The organism is Acidobacteriota bacterium (genome assembly GCA_016196065.1).
Classification (GTDB): domain Bacteria; phylum Acidobacteriota; class Terriglobia; order Terriglobales; family Acidobacteriaceae; genus Acidiflorens.
Genome location: JACPYL010000025.1, coordinates 470,901 through 488,299, shown reverse-complemented (window position 1 = coordinate 488,299; position 17,399 = coordinate 470,901). Strand labels below are relative to the sequence as shown.

The window sequence follows — 17,399 nt, the reverse complement described above, 5'->3', positions numbered from 1 at the left end:
GAGCCAGTTTCGCCGAAATTTCCGCATTTGATCAATAAGAAAGCCGAACGAGACGACGGACGCCCGCTGTTTCGAGGTAGCCGAGTGGCACAGGAGAAATTCTCATGAAGCTGCGACATCTGGTTTTCGCTTTTGCTGTTGTATTTCTTGCCGCGTCGACGATTCCCCTTCTTGCGCAAGCGCCGCCGAGCGCGGACGCCTTCGTCAGCAGCACGTATCCCGCAACCAATTTCGGCTCCGTGAATAGCCTGGCCGTGAGCCCCGGTTCCACCAGCTACGTGCAGTTCAATCTCGGCACCATTCCCGCCGGCGCCACCGTGAGTAAGGCTACTTTGCGCTTGTACGTGGACCTGGTCGTCAAGGCAGGTAAGTTCGACCTCTACCAGGTCAACAGGAATTGGAGCGAGAGCGGGCTCACTTACAACAACCAGCCGCTTCCCCTGGGTGCATCGCTCACGGGTGGAACCGGAATCCCCGTGACCGCTGCCAGTTGCAATCAGTTTCTGCTGGTTGACATCACTTCGCTAGTTCAGACATGGGTGGCCAGCCCGGATTCGAACAAGGGCGTGGCGCTCATGCTCACCAGCGGTTCGAACGGCAACTTCTACTTCGACGCGAAGGAGAGCCTGCTGACCGCCAACGGGCCGGAGCTGGAGATCGTGCTAAGTAGCGGCGGAGGACAACAAGGACCTCCTGGGCCGAAAGGTGACAAGGGTGACCCAGGAATTCAGGGTCCAACCGGGCCTGCAGGTCCGCAAGGGCAGATGGGCGACACGGGATCTCAGGGACCAGCCGGGCAGCAGGGAGCGACTGGCGCCACCGGCGCGCAAGGCACCTCTGGTCTGCAAGGGCCTCCCGGGATTGACGGCGCAGTTGGGCCGAAGGGAGACAAAGGTGACAAGGGTGATACCGGTGCCCCGGGTTCGACCGGAGGTCTCAAGGAGCAGAAAGCAGCGCTCCTGCAGTGGTATCGGCAGGATTTCGCCACCGGAGACCTTCCTGTTGGCCTTGCCTTCGACGGTGCCAACATCTGGGTTTCGAATTTCTCCAGTAACACCCTCAGCAAACTGCGCGCCAGCGATGGCGCCGCTCTCGGAACCTTCGCAACTGGCCACTCTCCCAAGGGTGTTGCCTTCGACGGCGCCAACATCTGGGTCGCAAACACTGCTGACCACACCGTCAGCAAGTTACAAGCTAGCGACGGCGCCAATCTCGGAACCTTTCCTACCGGCAATGATGACGTTACTCAGTACCTGGCTTTCGACGGCGCTAACATTTGGGTGACGAATTTTCAAAGCAGCACCATTACTAAACTGCGAGTTAGCGACGGTGCCATCCTCGGAACATTCCCGACTGGAGGGGCAAATCCTACGTATGTGGCCTTCGACGGGGCAAACGTTTGGATAACGCATCAGTCCGACAATACCATTTCCAAACTGCGAGCAAGTGACGGCGCCAATCTCGGGATGTTCAATGGCGGGGAAGGGCCCTCGGGCTTGGCATTTGATGGAGCCAACATCTGGGTCGCAAATCGTATCAGTAACAACGTCAGCAAGCTGCGAGCGAGTGACGGCGCTATTCTGGGGACCTTCGCCACTGGTGGGGCAGGCGTGAGCGTGGCATTCGATGGTTCCAGCATCTGGGTCGTGAATGGCAACACGGTTAGTAAGTTCCGCCCCAGTGATGGCGCCAATCTCGGGAACTTCGCTACTGCTTTCGGCGGCAGGGATGTAGCGTTCGACGGTGCCAACATCTGGGTCGTAAATTCTTCCAGCAACACAGTTAGTAAGTTCTAGCCCGGTGCCGGGTGCCCCATCCTTGCGCGTTCTTTGCGCAAGGGTGGGATTCCACGGACGGGTCGCGCTGAGGCCGACTAGCCTAATCGATTTCTTTACGACACAGGAGAACTCTCATGAAGAACTACAGCGACAAGTTGGTTGGTTTTCTGGCGGGCGCGATTCTGATGTGCGCAACCGCGCTGGGGCAAAACGGTGGTCTGCGATTCACGCTGACGGATCTCGGTGTCTTTGGCGGCACTTCGAGTGAAGCCTTCGCTATCAACGATAGCGGGATGGTGGTTGGCTCCTACACCGTGGCGGGAGGGAAAAGGTGCTTTATTCTGCAAAACGGCGCGGTCCTCAAGTTCGATGGCGGGACCACCCCACCAAAATGCGAAGCGCTTGCGGTCGATATTAAGGGCAATGTTGCGGGACGCATGTATACGCCTAGAAGTGCCTCAGTTTACCGCGCATTTCGCTACGACAATGGGGGCCCGCTGACCGTTCTGGATCCACGACCAGGATACAACGCGAGCATGGCACTGGGTATTCGCGGCGGGACCGTTGTCGGTGGGATCGGCAACTCCTTTTACGGGAACTACTGCGACTGGTGTCCCTTCTGGTATTCGGGACTAGAGGAAGCCGTTTATTGGGACTCTAGCGGTGTGTTAACAACGATCGTGTCCAAGCAAGGAGGAACCTTCGGGAACTATGCTCGCGGAATCAACGGGCGTGGTGAGATCGTCGGCCGCGTTTTCAACTTCAATAGCCGTTCGACTCCCTGGCTATGGAAAGCTGGCGTCTTAACCTATTTGGCGCTGCCGGTAGACCCATACTGGCTCCCATCACCCTACGGCTTTGCTGACGCCATCAACGCCAACGGGTCGATTGTCGGCGGCGGCAACTTTGCCAACGGCACGCAAGACGGGATATGTGCAGAGATGTGGAGCTCACGTTCGCCCGCGACCCAGCCGATCCTACTTCCGAATTGCGGGTATCAAGATATTAGTGCGAATGCAGTTTCAAACGACAACTGGGTTGTCGGGAATAGTCATGATCTCCCGCCTCGTTTCCCTTTCCTTAGCGTTCCCGATCCGAATTGCGTTCTTACCGACCTCAACACGCTGCTGGATGCGTCCGGAAGAGGTTGGACCCTTACAACTGCATACGGCATCAACAGCCAACACTGGATCGTTGGGGCCGCAATTTCCACCAGGAACGGTCAACTGCACGCCGTCCTGCTAACACCGAATAACTCGCCGTTGTGTTAGCCGGATTGAAACGTCATCACAACAGCGGCACGTGACTCCAGAACGCGGAGAACAATCTCGAAACGATCATCAATTCCGATCTAAGGAGAACTCTATGGCAACGTTCAGCAGACTCATGTATCTGTGCCTCGGCTTAGGAATTCTCACGGTCACAATTGGAATGCTGTCGAGTCATCCGGCGGCAGCTGCCCCTGCCGTCGGACCGATCAACGTCAAAGTAACCAATTCACAAACGCAGCCGGTCCCGACGTCGGATGCGCAGAACCAGCCTTTTGCCACTCTGGTGGACGCCCTTCTGCCAGATGGCTCAGTTCGCGGTTCCGCAGATTTCACTGTGCCTAGCGGAAAACGCCTGATTATCGACTACATCGCCGGCAACGTCTGTCTTCCCGTCGGTCAAAAAGCGATCTTCGACGTGGACGTTCAAGTCGGAACCACGCCCGTTATTTATGTCTTGCCGGCGATCGCACAAGGGACATTCAACAGCTTTGGCGGCGGACCGTGCGACAACTTTGCTGTCAGCCAGCAGGTGCGGATCTACGCTGATCCCGATACGACCGTCAGCTTAGCCGTCGTACGCAGTGATTCAACTGGGAGCACGTTTTCAGGGCTGGCAGTTTCAGGGCACCTCGTAAACACGCAGTAGTTAGAAGTTGCGGTGACGATCACCCAAGGAGTCTTCCTATGTCTAGAGCTTCGATTACCATGATTCGGCGCACGGTGGTTGTCACCTTCTTGTTGTTCCTCTTCGTTGCCGCCTCACCGGCGGTCGCCCAGAATTGCGACTGGGACAAGGTCAAATCGTGGACCGGCCACTATTCGATTACCCAAGCGGGAACCGTGAGCCAACCCGAGGGCGTGTACACGATCAACAATTCCTTCAGTGCTGACTTCGCTCCCGCGGGCCTGATTTCCTGTGCGGGACAAAACATCCTGCTGAGCATCCCCGACCCGCACTACGCGGTATCGGCCAATGACAAACTGGCCGTCAACCCATGCGGGACTGAAACACTCACCGGAACCTCGGGTCTGAGCCAGTCGTTCTTGGTCATCGATCCAGCAGCGGGCACATATAGTTTTATTCCCAATCCCAACGTTGACTTCGTCGAAGTCCAGGACTACTCAGCCTGTGGCGGCAGTAAGTTCACAAACACCGGGACCATGGCTTTAATGGATGTAGGCGACCCCTGGCCCTTTACATTTCCTTTGCCCGGCAAGGCCCAGTCCTTACAGCAGAGTGTTTCGTTTCAGGCGGCGGATCCGTGGCGGAGCCAGATTGTGGGCATGACCTTCACATTCACCCTTACGCCAACTCTGGACAAAGACGATAAGGTCGACAACGAGTGCGGCCAGTCTGGGGGTTCGGTAATCGGATGCCAGAATCAGACTCTCGGCGAGGACGTGCCCATCGTCGGCACCGATTTCTCTCTTCACTATCAAAGCGACCGGTTACCCGGACGCGCCGATGCCAATTCCGTCGCCAAGTCCGATGCTCTCGCCACCGGCGGATGGACGGTGAATGTTCATCATGCGTACGATCCGGCAACCAATGCGTTGTTTCTAGGAGATGGGCGCCGACGCAGCACCTGGCAATTGGCGGGATCGATGACGTACAACGGAAACACGTTGGTGACGTCAGAGGATGGCAGCGAAATTTACCTGTTTGATCTTGCGACCGGACGTCACGTCCAAACTGTGAAGCCATTGACCGGCGCTGTGAAGTACCAATTCACTTATGACGGTTTTGGAAATGTGATCGCGATAAAAGACGGCAGCAACAACGTAACCGCCATCCAACGCAACGGGTCGGGACGACCTACGGCAATCGTTTCGCCCTTCGGTCAAACCACAACACTGACCGTGGATGGCAACGGATTCTTGACTCAGGTCGCCGATCCCGCCGGCCATACGGCCAGGTTTACAAATAACAGCGGCGGTCTGATGACCTCGCGCACCGACGCGAACGGAAATGTCTACAACTACACCTACGACGGCTCCGGCCTTCTCACGAATGATTCAGATCCCGCCGGCGGATTCGTCAGCCTGACTCGCACCAATACCGGCACAGGTTACAACGTCACGAAGACCACAGCGTCGGGACGCACGACAACGTATGGCGTAGCGACGGGAACGCCAGGGGAACACTTCACCAACATCTGGCCCAGCGGTTTGCAGGCTACAGTCAGCGATACGCCTGCCGGTGGCCAGCTGTCAGAGAGTTCAGTGCTGCCGGACGGCACTAGTTCAACCAGCACGATGACGCCGGATCCCCGCTGGGGATTGCAGGCACCCATTGCGAGCACCGGTACTCTCGCGCTCGGGAGTCTTACCGCCAGCAGCAGCTATGCCCGGAACGTGGCGCTTGCCGTGCCAGGCAATCCGTTCAGTCTCACAAGCCAAACCGATACGGCGATTGTGAACGGCCGCACCTACACGTCTGCCTTCACGACTCCTACCAAGACCTATCTGGATACCACCGCGGCTGGAAGGACTACGACGCGTGTTTTGGATTCTCTTGAGCGGCTTAGCAAACTGCAAGTGAGCGGCATGGCGGCAATGAAGTTCACGTATGACACGAAAGGCCGCCTATCCAAAGTCAATTTCGGACCACGGATAACCAAACTGGCCTACGGATCCGATGGCTTGCTCTCCAGCAGCACCGATCCGTTGAACCTGACCACCACTTTCACTCGCGATTTGGCCGGACGTTTGACGAGCACGACTCTACCTGATGGCCGCGTTATCAACTATAACTATGACGCTAACGGAAATCTTGTCGCCGTCACGCCGCCGGGCAAGTCTCCACATGATTTCTCATTCACCAGCGTGAATCTCGTTTCAACCTATTTGCCACCCGCTGTCACGGGCGGAGGGCCGACCACATATGGCTACAATCTCGACCGCGACCTCACCTCGGTGACTCGTCCGGACGGCCAGGCCATCAACTTCTCCTATGACAGCGCTGGCCGCTTGGCATCGACCACGACACCTACTGGCGTGATCAGTTATGTCTACGACTCACTAACCGGCAATTTGAACAGCACCTCCATTGGCGGAGGCGAAGCCATCGCCTATAGCCACGATGGCCCGCTCGCAACATCAACCACGTGGGCCGGCACGGTCGCCGGCAGCGTGGGGCGCGCCTACAACAACAATTTCTGGGTCACCTCTGAAAATATCAATGGCGCCAATACGATTAATTTCACGTATGACGACGACGGCCTTTTGAAGAAGGCCGGGGCCCTCGTGGTTAGCCGCAATCCGAAGAATGGCCTGATCAAGGGCGCGACTCTCGGAAAGGCGAAGGACACTGTCACTTCCAACACCTTCGGTGAGCCGACGGCCTACTCGGCTAAATATGGTGCGGCGGTTCTTTTCAGCGACCAGTTCGTGCGCGACGCCGGAGGCAGGATCGCACAGAAGACCGAGACCATTGGAGGAGTTCAGAACGTCTACGGCTATAGCTACGACCAGGCAGGGCGGCTGGTCGGTGTCACCACCAATGGCGTGAACTCGTCCAGCTATAGCTATGACACCAACTCGAACCGGCTCGTTGCGACCACCACTTCGGGCACTGCCACGGGCACCTACGATGCTCAGGACCGTGCTCTCACCTACGGGAACGTATCGTTCACCTACTCCGCGAATGGCGAACGCGTAAGCCGCACCGCCGCCTCTCAGACCACGACGTACACGTATGACGTGCTGGGTAACCTCACGGCGGTGCATCTGCCGACGGGTGTCAACATCACCTATGTCGTCGACGCCCGGAATCGCCGCGTTGGCAAACGCGTGAACGGGGCCCTGCAAAATGGATTCCTCTATGACCATAACCAACTGGTCGCGCAACTGGACGGCGGCAATCAGATCGTCAGCCAGTTCCTGTACGGCACGAGAGAAGCCTCGCCGGATGTCATGATCCGGGGCGGCGTGAGCTATCGCATTTTCTCCGACCATCTGGGAAGTACGCGCCTGGTGGTGAACTCTTCCACCGGAGCCATCGTCCAGCGCATGGACTACGACGAGTTTGGCAACGTGCTCAACGACACCAATCCAGGGTTCCAGCCATTCGGATTTGCCGGTGGCCTCTACGATCCCGACACAAAGCTGGTGCGCTTCGGCGCCCGCGACTATGACCCGGTCCTGGGCCGCTGGACGGCAAAAGATCCGATCCTGTTTGCCGGAGGGGACACGAACCTCTACGGCTACGTCCTGAATGACCCAGTGAACCTGTTTGACCCTTCCGGACTGGCCGACGAATGCTCTACTTGCAAAGACAAGAAAATCTCGAAGTACCAGGAAGACCTGAAGAATATCGAGGAAGTTTGGAAGATCGTGAAGAAGGCCAACAAGTTGGCCAAGATCGCGATCGACGCTGCCGCGGCCCAGAAGGCAATGGCCGAAGAGGCGGCCAATCCATCGCTCAGGGAATACAAGTTCGGCCTGGAACAAGCGAAGGAGCGCAGCGCGGACTCTGTTGCCCCTGCCAGCACCAGCTTTCAGGGGACAGGGAAGACTTGTGTCAAAAATCTGAATCCCGACTAACGACCGGGAGCCGGACCCATGTGCCCGGCTCCTTTTTACCCGTTCGTGCGCACTCGCTACCGTTGCCTCATTCAGAGTGTTGTTGTGCCATGCTTGTATTGGCCCACCTCGCCTATCCACAAAACGTATGAGCCCTGTATTTGCCTGTTGTGAGTGCCCGCTGGTGCTATCCAAAGTCTGCCGCTAACGTCTAGAACTATGTGACCCAAGCCCTTCGGCTCGAAAAGCTTACAAACTGGGCCCACTCGAGAGGCTGGCGCAATCGCGCATTCGCGGGAGAGCCTATGTTTTCAGAAAAACTAATAAGGACTGGTTTTGCAGCTGTGCTCGTTGTTGGGAGCCTCATTGGGATGGCTTGTAGCAAGTCGGACCGCGCCCCACAATCGGCCGCGGCCTCCGACGATGGCAAGATACCGATCACTACCACGTCCGACGAAGCGCGAAAAGAATTTCTTGTGGGCCGCGATCTCGCTGAAAAATTGCAGATGCAGGAGTCGGTGGCGCACCTCGACAAAGCCATCGCACTCGACCCGGAGTTCGCCTCCGCAGAATTGGCGCGTGCCAATAGTGCCGCTACCGCCAAGGAATTCTTCGAGCATCTCAACAAAGCCATGGCGCTGGTCGGCAAGACGTCGGAAGGGGAACGTTTGCTCATTCTGGCCAGTGAGGCCGGAGCCAACGGTGACGTCGCCAAGCAGAAGGAATATCTCGATCGCCTGATTGCCATTCATCCCAACGATGAACGCGCCCTTTTCAGCCTTGGCAGCTACCACTTTGGGCAGCAAGAGTACGAGCAGGCCATTGCGCACTACAAGAAAGCTACCGAAGTGGCACCGGGTTATTCGCTGGCTTACAACCTGCTGGGGTATTCCAATCGTCAGGAAGGGAACTACCCGGAGGCGGAGCGAGCTTTCAAGAAATACATTGAGTTGATTCCCAACGATCCGAACCCGTACGACTCCTACGCCGAATTGCTGCTCAAGACGGGCCGCTTCGATGAATCGATTGCGCAATATCGCAAGGCCCTCAGTATGGACAGTCACTTCGTGCCTTCGTACTTTGGAATTTCGGCCGACCTGATGTATCAGGGGAGACATGCGGCGGCGGCTGCCGAACTCGAGAAGATGGCTGCAATGGCGCGCAATGATGGCGAGCTCCGCACCGCATACTTCGGCATGACGGTGGTGGCCGTGGACAATGGACAGCTGGCTCAAGCGGTCCAACATATGGACAAGGAATATGCGGTTGCAGAAAAAAAGAATGATCTTGCAGCCATGGCCGCCGATTTGCAGGCCAAAGGAAACATCCTCGCCGAGATGCAGCGCTATGACTTAGCGCAGCAGGCGTTCGATCGATCGGCCCAGTTGATGGCGGAGTCCTCTCTTTCGCAAGCGATCAAAGACAATGCCAAACTTCAGCACCACTTCAATCTGACGGTCCTGGCGATCGGCAAGAAAGACTACGTCGCGGCGAGGAGCCATGCGCTGGAGTATCGCTCAGGAGCGGACTCCTCGAAAAATCCGGGACAACTCAAACTCGCGCACGAACTTGCAGGAAGGATCGCTTTTGCGGAGAGGGACTATGACACAGCGATCACAGAATTGGAGCAGGCCAACGAGCAGGATCCTCGCAACCTGTTTCGCCTGAGCCAGGCCTACCAGGCCAAAGGAAACAACCGGCAGGCGCAGGATTACTGCCGGAAAGCAGCAGAGTTCCACTCCCTCCCGCAACTCAACTACGCGTTCATTCGCAGCAAAGCACAGAAGAACGTGTCAGTGAAAAAAGCATCCTGAAAATCTTGCTGAAATAAAAAAGGGGACTGCATGATGCAGCCCCCTCCAAGCAAGCAAACCTACAAAGTTAGTGACACACTGGCTGTGGTGCGGCAAATGCGTTCAGGAACGTGTACCAGCCGTTCACCGAAGTGGACGGGCTGACGCGAGCAAACCAGGGGAAGAACACCAGATCTTCCGGATGGTAGGTGAACGGAAAACCGCCGCCGGTCGTAACCGTAAACGCGCTGCCGGTAACCGGGTCACCAGTCTCGAGATTGTTCTGGCATCCGCCCACTTGGCCAATATGTCCCCACGGTGGAACGAAGTTGGTTCCAGGGATGAGCGGATCATCCATCCACTCGCCGATTTCGTGGCTCAATGCGTGAATGTCTCGAATTCCCGCTGCACTGAAGATTCCAGGATCGCTGTACGCGGCCACCGCATAGGCCTGCGTCCCGGCGTTATTCGTGCTGTGGTAACCGAGGATGCAGCATCCGCCCGAAGTCAGGAACGTGTTGTAGTCCAGGAACAGCGGCAGGGTGTTGGCAGGAATGTTCAGTGAGGTCAACAGGCCCATCGCGATGTTATCGAAGAAGTTGATGTCCACTTCGCCGATGCGGGCACAGGGGCCAGCTACGCTGGTGCCATTCGCGCCAACATTGATGGTCTGGAGCGGCTTCACAGTCACCGGACTCAGCAGCACGTGGTAGTTCGGTGACGTCGTGCTGACGGCACTCCAGAAATTGGCGCGTTGGAATGCATCAACATATTGCGTGGTCCCGACGTTCGTGCCACCGGGCGCGAAAGCAGCCTTCTTGATCAGCGGAGAGTTCTTCACCCGGAAGTTCGTATTCTTCACGTCGCCGCAAACTTTTTGCGTTGCCGAGAGCACGGTTCCGTCCGAGAATTTGAACTTGAGAGGGATGATCACCAGCGGAATGTTCGAAGTTGCAGATCCAGCCGCTGGGTCGGTGCCTACCATGTGATAGGTGAATGTCTGGTTGTTGAACTTGAACGTGTTTGTCCAGATCGGAACCTGCACATCCGGCTGATTGGGAGATGGTGTTTCAACCGCACGGGGAAGTACCGCGAACATCGGCTTCGCACCCTTGATGTACGCCGAATCTCCATTCCGTACTTCGAGCTTGGTGAGTTTCTGCGCGAAACCCGCAGTCACACACAACGTGAGACAGAGAGAGGCCACTACGAACTTCTGGAATTTGCTCACTGCTTCCTCCTGAGAGAGTTGATTCGATTTGCCGTGCTGTAATTGTTTGTCCCTTTTTACCGGAGGGATTCCGGGGGGAACAGAGGGGTCCAACAAAACATGGGAACGATTCTGTCTTCACTTGCCCCGTGTGTCAAGGGTTTTGCGCTGTGGAACGCCAAATACTATCGGCCAATAGTAGCTAGGGGGCAGGGTTTTAAGGGGTAGTATTCGAAACGCCGCGATAAGAGGATAAGGAAAGAAGATGAGGGCGGGATGACCATCCCGCCCTATCCGACTTCGTACCAACGTGCCTACTTGCCGGTTCCCGTCAAGCTCACATGCTGCGGAGAATCCGGCGCATTGTCAGTGATGGTGACCTGACCAGTACGTACTCCAAGCTGGGTTGGAGTGAACGTTACCTTGATCAGGCAGCTCGCTCCCGCCGCCACCGTGGCTTTGCAGGACTTTGCCACAGTCTTAATGGCGAAGTCCCCGCTCGCGGCAATGCTGCTGATGTTCAGGGTCGCAGAACCCGTATTGGTGAGAGTGATCGTCTTCGCTCCACTCTTCACGCCTACGAAGATCTTGCCCCACTTCAACGAGGCTGGTACCAGGCTCACCGCCGGACCACCGCCGCCTCCACCGCAGTTGGTGAACGCGAAGGATCCGATGCGCGAATTCCAGTTAAATGTGCCGCTCACTTTTTCGTACTGATCGGTGTACCAGAAGGTGCAGTCATCAGCCGGATCAACCTGTAGGGCTGTGTAATCACCCCAACGGCTCAGGCCGGCAGTCTGCGATCCAGTACCTTCGAGGATGCTCGCTTCGGTTTCGAGCGTGCCCGCCGGATCGCTGGGCACGCGGCCCGTAAAGCGAATGGCCGGATTGATAGTAGCGCTGGATGCACTGTAGCCGATGGCAATGTCGTTGGACTTGTCCATCGCAGCACTGGCCATCCAGCGGTAAGTAGCATCCGGTGCGAATGTCCCTTGTTGGTTGACTGTCGGCGCGGTGAGCGGGTCGAGAATCTCGTACCAGCGCACTGCTACCGGGCCGCCATTGTCTACGGAGTGGTTCACGACAACCCGGTCATGATCCGCGAAACGGCGATACGCCATGCGATACATCATGCGATCGCCCAGCGTGTCGAGCGTTTGCGTCGTGCCCTTTTGCGGAACGCAGGTGCCGCCGTTTCCACAAGCCAGAGTCGCGTTCGCCACGTTGATCGTGATCGGGGCTGACAGCGAAACTGCGCTGGTCGCGAAGTTCATGGTGAGCTTACGCAGGAACAGCTGTCCAGGATTGTTGTTCTGCCACGTGAGGAATGGTCCCGGCTGTCCGTCGACAGGAGTGGTCGGGCCATCCAGGTCGGCGGGTAGATAGCCACCTTCCGTGTTCGGTGTCATAACGCAAAGTTGGGCGGGATTCGCCGCACCTGCCAGCATCTTTGTCCGGTCGAAGCCGCAGATATCAGAGCCACCGAACGCCCGGCCGTTCAGGAAGATGTTGTAGGTTGCGAGATAGGCGCTGTTGCTCGCCGTTGGCCAGACTCCTAGCTTCGGATAATCGTTCAAATTCGCCCCAAAGCTGAAGTTGTAGAGCACATAGGCTCCGGCCGGATCATTCGTCTTGGAAACCGCCACGCACTCCGAGAATGTGGCGCCGATGCCTACATCGCTGATCACCCAGCGATCCGCGAGACGGTCGTAGTTCACAATCGGATCGCTCGCGCCGGCCGCGCAGGCTCCGCCCACGGGACCAAAGAAAGTCGTCAGGTTGGTGGGACCGGAAAGGAGTGCGCCGCTCTTGTTGTACACCGCGAGCCGCACGTTGACGGTCTGCACAATGTGATTCGGACCGACAGCCAGGTTCACGTCGGAAGGAGCAAAACCGCTGGCTCCGATGCCTTCGAAATTGATGCCCTGCGTTGCGCCAACGTTCGGGCGGACTTCTTTTTGTAATACCGAGTCTGGTCCGGCCGGCTTGGCAGTTCCGCGCACACCCATCGGAATCGGCTTCGGTTCGGGAGCTTCCCGATCATGCAGGCCCAGCACATCGATGGGCAGTTCGCGAAGCGGTTGTGATACGGCGTGACCAGCGGGATATCGAACCGTCGTCTTGCTGTTTTGAGCGAATGTCAGTGCGCCCGTCAGCGCGAGACAACAAACGACCATTGTCCCGCTGCGGAAAACAAGTTTCTTGGATTGACTCAAGGCCTTCCTCCTGGAAGAGAGTTGCAGTTGATAGGGTTCCCATGCCTGCCGGGAAACTGGAGACGTGAAGAAAACACTGCCCAGCATTCTGGGCGTTCTCAGAGCTGCTGTCAACTATTTGTGGTAGTAGATTAGGCCATGGGAGCGCGATTGAGCGCATTCGAAACCAAGATCGCTTAGTCTTTGAGGGGTACCATGGCCAGATCACCACGGCAAAAAGTTGCAACTCTGAGCAGGCCACCGGTTGCCTGCGGCATGGTCATCACGGGGCCATAGCAAAAGACCGCATGCCCGCTCGCTGCCATATGCCATCGGCCTCCCTTGCGAACCTCCTGTTTGAGGGAGGTGGGAGAGGGCCGAGGTGGGGGCGCCAACCTGGGGACGGGTAGAGACAAGAGTAAGGCGAGGGTCAGGGCCTTCATAAGGGTCGTCTCTCAATCACAGCCCTACCACGGGCCGTCGATCTCACAGAACCGTAAACACAAATCTGAAACTAGATGACCCGCGTCGACCTTCGAACATCCTGCAGGTCGGCCGCAGGTCTCTCCGGAGCTTCTTTCCGGATGCGCGCCGATCTTCCAGGCCTCTTCGGGTCCTTGACTGGTGCTTTCGGCGTCGCGTTCGGAGCACTGCCCGTGACGGCGTCCTTCTGATCCATCTGGGTCGGTGCCTTATCGTGAGCCTGCACGGCAACCTCGTGCGCCAGCTTGTCTTTCAGGGTTGCCAACTGCCGGCTGTCCTTGAGCATTTCCCGCAGCAGACTGCGTTGCGCTTCGATGGTGCGCCCTTGTTCGACCACGAGCAGGGTCAGAATCCCGTAGGAAATCACGAACAGGACCACCAGCAGCGGAAGCAGCGCGCCTCGTGTTTTCGGCTGAGGTTCTGCACTCTGCGAGGAATAAATGACTGTCAAGGTGCCCCCAAGCTGCCCGATGCCTTGGGCTCGCCTTACTAAGTGCACCTGTCAAACCATCTGCGCGGTAGAAGGTAAGTGTTAGCCAGATAAGCAGTTAGCCGAGGTTGCGAGCATGGAAACTGCAATGCGCATGCAAGCCTCTGCACATTATGAGTAACGCAATTATCGTTACCAGCGTAAGTGGCGAGGCCTGAGGTTTGGCCCATGACGCTCCAAATGCCGCGGTGGACAAGGGTTTTGGGGCGGGCAGCTTCGTCCTTCGCCGTTCGCCCTTCGCGCTAACCCGAGCGAAAAGCGTCTTCAGCCTTGGCTTTCGCCAACAACGTTGGTTCCTCCACGAGGTGTTGGATGCCCACGTATTGGCCCTTCACGCGTGCCCACCTTGTGCAGTGGTTGCGCACGTCCACATGGAGGAAACCGTGGTCGTAGGCGCCGATGCCTCCCTCCGCAAAAGCGGACACGCCGAGCGCGAGGTCGTACATTTGTTGCAGAGACAACCCTGGGATATTGATATCCGCAGCCAGCCCGCGCGTATGTTCGCTATCCGTGACCCCGCCTACTTCCTGATTATGGTGGTCGCACCGATAGCCATCATGGATCACGAGCGGCTTTCCCACCAAGCGCCGCAATTCTTCCAGGGCGTCGACGAGCCGCCAGTCGATCTTGAGAGTGCCGCAGCAGTGGCAGGCCAGCTCAGCTTTGGAAAAATGAGGACTCAGGTCGCCCATATGCAATACGCCGGCTTCCTTCTGTCAGGTGGAATGGCCGCCGTGTTGGCCATGAGACTGGAAATTCGTAAGAATTTCTGTGCGCGTCATCACACTGAATTTGTTCGGTTCCGTGGCGGTCAGGACGGCACTACGATAGCTGGCAATATGGCGGAGTCAGGTCCTCGGCTTGCCACTTTTTCGTGCTTCCTGCATCTTATCTTTGGAGAAAGAAATGCCTGAAAAACTGAACGAAAAAGTGGTTAAGACCGAAGCCGAGTGGCGAGAGCAGTTGTCCCCGGAGCAGTTTCACGTCGCGCGGGAAGCCGGCACCGAACGCGCCTTCACCGGCAAGTATTGGAACCATCACGAGGGCGGGACGTATCACTGCGTCGGATGTGGCGCACCGCTGTTTGATTCCGAAACCAAGTTTGATTCCGGCACGGGATGGCCCAGTTTCTATGCTCCGACTGACCCGCAGCACGTCAGCGAGCATACCGATCGCACCTACGGCATGACCCGCACAGAAGCTCGTTGCGCGCATTGTGACGCGCATCTTGGACACGTGTTTCCCGACGGCCCAAAGCCGACCGGGCAGCGCTACTGCATGAACTCAGCTTCCCTGGATTTCAAGCCGAAAAAGTAAAACTGCTCAACCGAACCAAATGTAGAGGCGCGGCTTGCCGCGTCTCCCGCGCCGGCACCATCGTGATGGCGGAGACGGGGCAAGCCCCGTCTCTACATAAGCAGGTTATGCACAAACAAAAAGGGACAGGCACTTGGCCCGTCCCATCTTTATTTCGAAGTCGAAATCTCGATTACGCGCCCGCGGTAGCGGCCATCGTCTTCGGAGCGTCCTGTTTGCCCTGATTCTGCTGCGGTTTCTTTTCCGGAGTGCGTACTTCAACGCCGCCCTTCAGGATTGCGCCTTCTTCGACGCTGATGCGATGCGTAACGACATCGCCCGAGAGCGAGCCCTCGGCGCGGATATCCAGGCGATCGGAGCATTCCACGTTGCCTTCAACCTTGCCCATGATGACCAGCTCTTTTGCGATTACGGTGGCGGTCACATTTCCATGGCGGCCTACGGTGACGCGGCTATCCGGAAAACTGAGACTTCCATCCACACGGCCGTCGATAAAGAGTGCTTCGGAGCCGCTCACTTCGCCCTTGATAACCAGGGTTTTTCCGATCGTGGCCTGCTCCATTGTGGGAGCTGCCGTCTTTACGGGGACATAACTATTTGTGGGGGTCGCTGGAGAATACTTCGGTTCCGGAGACTGCAGCATGTGTGAACCTCTCAAGAGTTCCGCGGCTGAATGGGAGTGGGCCCGATTCCGCGGTCGGTGCGGCTTACCGCATTTGCAGAATCGCACGAAAGGATTAGGCACAACAGGTTACCGAAGGTGATGTACAAGCGAGGGAACAACGAAGTCAGAGGTGAGAGGTCGGATTGCAGAGGTGCAAATTAATTTGGTTTTGACGTTCACCTCTGCAATCTGACCTCTCACCTCTGACCTTACTTGATCTTCAGCGACCGCAGCATCTGTTCAAATGCCGGCCGCGCTTTTCCGAAATCACCGTCGGGTGCGATGAAAACTACAAACAACAACGATCCATCGGATCGCGGAAACGCTACCAGCCAGTCGCGCTCGCGAGTGGGTGCGCCCTGCGAGTCTTTGATCGGCGACGAACCAATCAGGTCGGCAGATTTCCCGGTAATTCCATTCACCCGGATATCTTCGTCGCGCCCTACCAGCCGCAGATCCGGATTCGACTGTTTCAAGGAATCAATCAGTTCATGCGTATTCTTATCGAGTCCAGCGGAACTGGTTTCTGGCTGATAGGTATTGATCATCACGCCATAGGCAATCGCATTCTGCGAGATGCCGTTCTCGGGAGCGATGGTGACCGCCGAAGCATTGTCGCCATAAACCTGCCAGTTGTCGGGATACGAAATGCGAAATTGATTGTGCTCCAGAGTTTTCGTACTTGTACTCGGGATCGCGGCGCCCGCTCCCAGCCCGCCCTGCGCTTTTTGTTGTGCCGCAATTTCCTGTGCGGTGAGGGGCTTCATTCCGGAAACGCGCTGTTTGACCGCCAGAAATTCTCCCGTATTGCCGCGATAGCTTTTTGCGGGCAGGGAATTGGCCTCTTTCGAAACATACTCGTAGCGATTTCCCGGGTCGGGGTGATCGCTGAGGAATTCCGGCGCCCGCGATCCACCCTGTGCTTGCAGCTTGCGGAAGAAAGCGGCCATCTGGTGCGGATCGTATCCCGTGTCATACAGGACGTCGCTGCCCAGTAGATCTGCTTCCCGCTCGGCGGTGCGTGAATTCTTCAGAAAGTACGAGCCAATCCCGAACGACAGCCCGAGTTGCGTCATTTTAGACAGAGCGCCGCCACCCAGCAGTCCGCCGAGTAGAGCCAGCGGAAGCTGGGCGGCCATCTGCTTACTTGCGGCCCGCGTTCCGTGGCGTTGCACGACATGCGAAATCTCATGCGCAATTACGCCGGCAAGTTCCGCCTCGTTGTCCGAGGCCTGGATCGTTCCCAGATTCACGAAGACCGGCCCGCCGGGCAATGCGAAGGCATTGATTTCTTTCTGATTGACCACATGAAACTGGTATGGCCACTTTTCGCCCGGAGCATGCGCCGCCAGCTGCGCGCCCAGGCTCTGGACGTACTTCGTCACAGGATCTGAATCGGGCAGCAGCGGCAATTGCTTCCCCACCTGGTCCGCCGCCTGTTGTCCGGCCTGTACTTCTTCCTGCGCGGAAAACATGTTGAAGCCGTGCGACGGCTGAACCCGTGCTTCCAGTAGTCCCGGCGTCACCAGGCACAGCGTTAGACCGAGTGCGATAGCTCGAGTACTGTGCGACGATCGGATCATTGTTGCCTTTCGTTAATCCCTGGTTCTGGGACTCATCAAACGATGACGCCCGCTATTTTAGATGCTTCGACAAGGGATTGCTGGGGTTGTC

General features: G+C 57.2%; 12 protein-coding genes. 6 read left to right on the top strand and 6 right to left on the bottom strand.

Going from position 1 to position 17,399, the window contains the following annotated elements:
- The first annotated feature begins 104 nt into the window (after nucleotides 1-104).
- The 5 genes from HY010_19925 (at nucleotide 105) to HY010_19905 (ending at nucleotide 9,387) form a co-directional block, all read left to right on the top strand.
- Nucleotides 105-1,796: a DNRLRE domain-containing protein gene (locus HY010_19925; GenBank protein MBI3478009.1), complete on the top strand. Its 1,692-nt coding sequence runs from the start codon at nucleotides 105-107 to the stop codon at nucleotides 1,794-1,796.
- Nucleotides 1,797-1,912: 116 nt separating this feature from the next.
- Entirely contained in the window at nucleotides 1,913-3,049 is a 1,137-nt protein-coding gene (locus HY010_19920) for a hypothetical protein (protein MBI3478008.1), read from the top strand.
- A gap of 94 nt (nucleotides 3,050-3,143) precedes the next feature.
- Nucleotides 3,144-3,695 carry a hypothetical protein gene (locus tag HY010_19915; GenBank protein ID MBI3478007.1) on the top strand — a complete coding sequence of 184 codons (552 nt, stop codon included), beginning with the start codon at nucleotides 3,144-3,146 and terminating at the stop codon, nucleotides 3,693-3,695.
- A 38-nt stretch (nucleotides 3,696-3,733) separates the two neighbouring features.
- A complete protein-coding gene (locus tag HY010_19910) occupies nucleotides 3,734-7,594 on the top strand; it encodes an RHS repeat-associated core domain-containing protein (GenBank protein MBI3478006.1) in 3,861 nt (1,286 codons plus the stop codon).
- Nucleotides 7,595-7,944: 350 nt separating this feature from the next.
- Nucleotides 7,945-9,387, top strand: a complete 1,443-nt coding sequence (locus HY010_19905) for a tetratricopeptide repeat protein (protein MBI3478005.1) — start codon at nucleotides 7,945-7,947, stop codon at nucleotides 9,385-9,387.
- A 67-nt stretch (nucleotides 9,388-9,454) separates the two neighbouring features.
- Here HY010_19905 and HY010_19900 read toward each other — a convergent pair whose 3' ends face one another.
- From HY010_19900 to HY010_19885, 4 genes are all read right to left on the bottom strand, one after another.
- Nucleotides 9,455-10,597, bottom strand: coding sequence for a hypothetical protein (locus HY010_19900; protein ID MBI3478004.1), 1,143 nt, complete (start codon nucleotides 10,595-10,597; stop codon nucleotides 9,455-9,457).
- Between the two features lie 293 nt (nucleotides 10,598-10,890).
- On the bottom strand, nucleotides 10,891-12,792 hold the full coding sequence (locus HY010_19895) for a choice-of-anchor D domain-containing protein (GenBank protein MBI3478003.1): 1,902 nt from the start codon (nucleotides 12,790-12,792) through the stop codon (nucleotides 10,891-10,893).
- A gap of 493 nt (nucleotides 12,793-13,285) precedes the next feature.
- Nucleotides 13,286-13,705 carry a hypothetical protein gene (locus HY010_19890; protein MBI3478002.1) on the bottom strand — a complete coding sequence of 140 codons (420 nt, stop codon included), beginning with the start codon at nucleotides 13,703-13,705 and terminating at the stop codon, nucleotides 13,286-13,288.
- A 281-nt stretch (nucleotides 13,706-13,986) separates the two neighbouring features.
- A complete protein-coding gene (locus HY010_19885; GenBank protein MBI3478001.1) occupies nucleotides 13,987-14,436 on the bottom strand; it encodes a DUF882 domain-containing protein in 450 nt (149 codons plus the stop codon).
- 214 nt (nucleotides 14,437-14,650) lie between these two features.
- Here HY010_19885 and msrB point away from each other — a divergent pair, with 214 nt between their 5' ends.
- Nucleotides 14,651-15,061, top strand: coding sequence for a peptide-methionine (R)-S-oxide reductase MsrB (gene msrB, locus HY010_19880; GenBank protein ID MBI3478000.1), 411 nt, complete (start codon nucleotides 14,651-14,653; stop codon nucleotides 15,059-15,061).
- A gap of 172 nt (nucleotides 15,062-15,233) precedes the next feature.
- Here the strand turns inward: msrB and HY010_19875 are convergent, their stop codons facing one another.
- Together HY010_19875 and HY010_19870 are read right to left on the bottom strand one after the other, a co-directional pair.
- On the bottom strand, nucleotides 15,234-15,704 hold the full coding sequence (locus HY010_19875) for a polymer-forming cytoskeletal protein (protein ID MBI3477999.1): 471 nt from the start codon (nucleotides 15,702-15,704) through the stop codon (nucleotides 15,234-15,236).
- A 230-nt stretch (nucleotides 15,705-15,934) separates the two neighbouring features.
- Nucleotides 15,935-17,308 (bottom strand): M48 family metalloprotease, encoded by a 1,374-nt coding sequence (locus tag HY010_19870; GenBank protein MBI3477998.1) that lies wholly within the window; start codon nucleotides 17,306-17,308, stop codon nucleotides 15,935-15,937.
- Nucleotides 17,309-17,399 lie beyond the last annotated feature (91 nt).

Excerpts from the sequence above, each read along its gene's own strand:
- HY010_19915 (MBI3478007.1), top strand. The coding sequence starts at position 3,144 with ATGGCAACGTTCAGCAGACTCATGTATCTGTGCCTCGGCTTAGGAATT.
- HY010_19910 (MBI3478006.1), top strand. The coding sequence starts at position 3,734 with ATGTCTAGAGCTTCGATTACCATGATTCGGCGCACGGTGGTTGTCACC.
- HY010_19905 (MBI3478005.1), top strand. The coding sequence starts at position 7,945 with ATGGCTTGTAGCAAGTCGGACCGCGCCCCACAATCGGCCGCGGCCTCC.
- HY010_19875 (MBI3477999.1), bottom strand. The coding sequence starts at position 15,704 with ATGCTGCAGTCTCCGGAACCGAAGTATTCTCCAGCGACCCCCACAAAT.
- HY010_19885 (MBI3478001.1), bottom strand. The coding sequence starts at position 14,436 with ATGGGCGACCTGAGTCCTCATTTTTCCAAAGCTGAGCTGGCCTGCCAC.
- msrB (MBI3478000.1), top strand. The coding sequence starts at position 14,651 with ATGCCTGAAAAACTGAACGAAAAAGTGGTTAAGACCGAAGCCGAGTGG.
- HY010_19920 (MBI3478008.1), top strand. The coding sequence starts at position 1,913 with ATGAAGAACTACAGCGACAAGTTGGTTGGTTTTCTGGCGGGCGCGATT.
- HY010_19925 (MBI3478009.1), top strand. The coding sequence starts at position 105 with ATGAAGCTGCGACATCTGGTTTTCGCTTTTGCTGTTGTATTTCTTGCC.
- HY010_19870 (MBI3477998.1), bottom strand. The coding sequence starts at position 17,308 with ATGATCCGATCGTCGCACAGTACTCGAGCTATCGCACTCGGTCTAACG.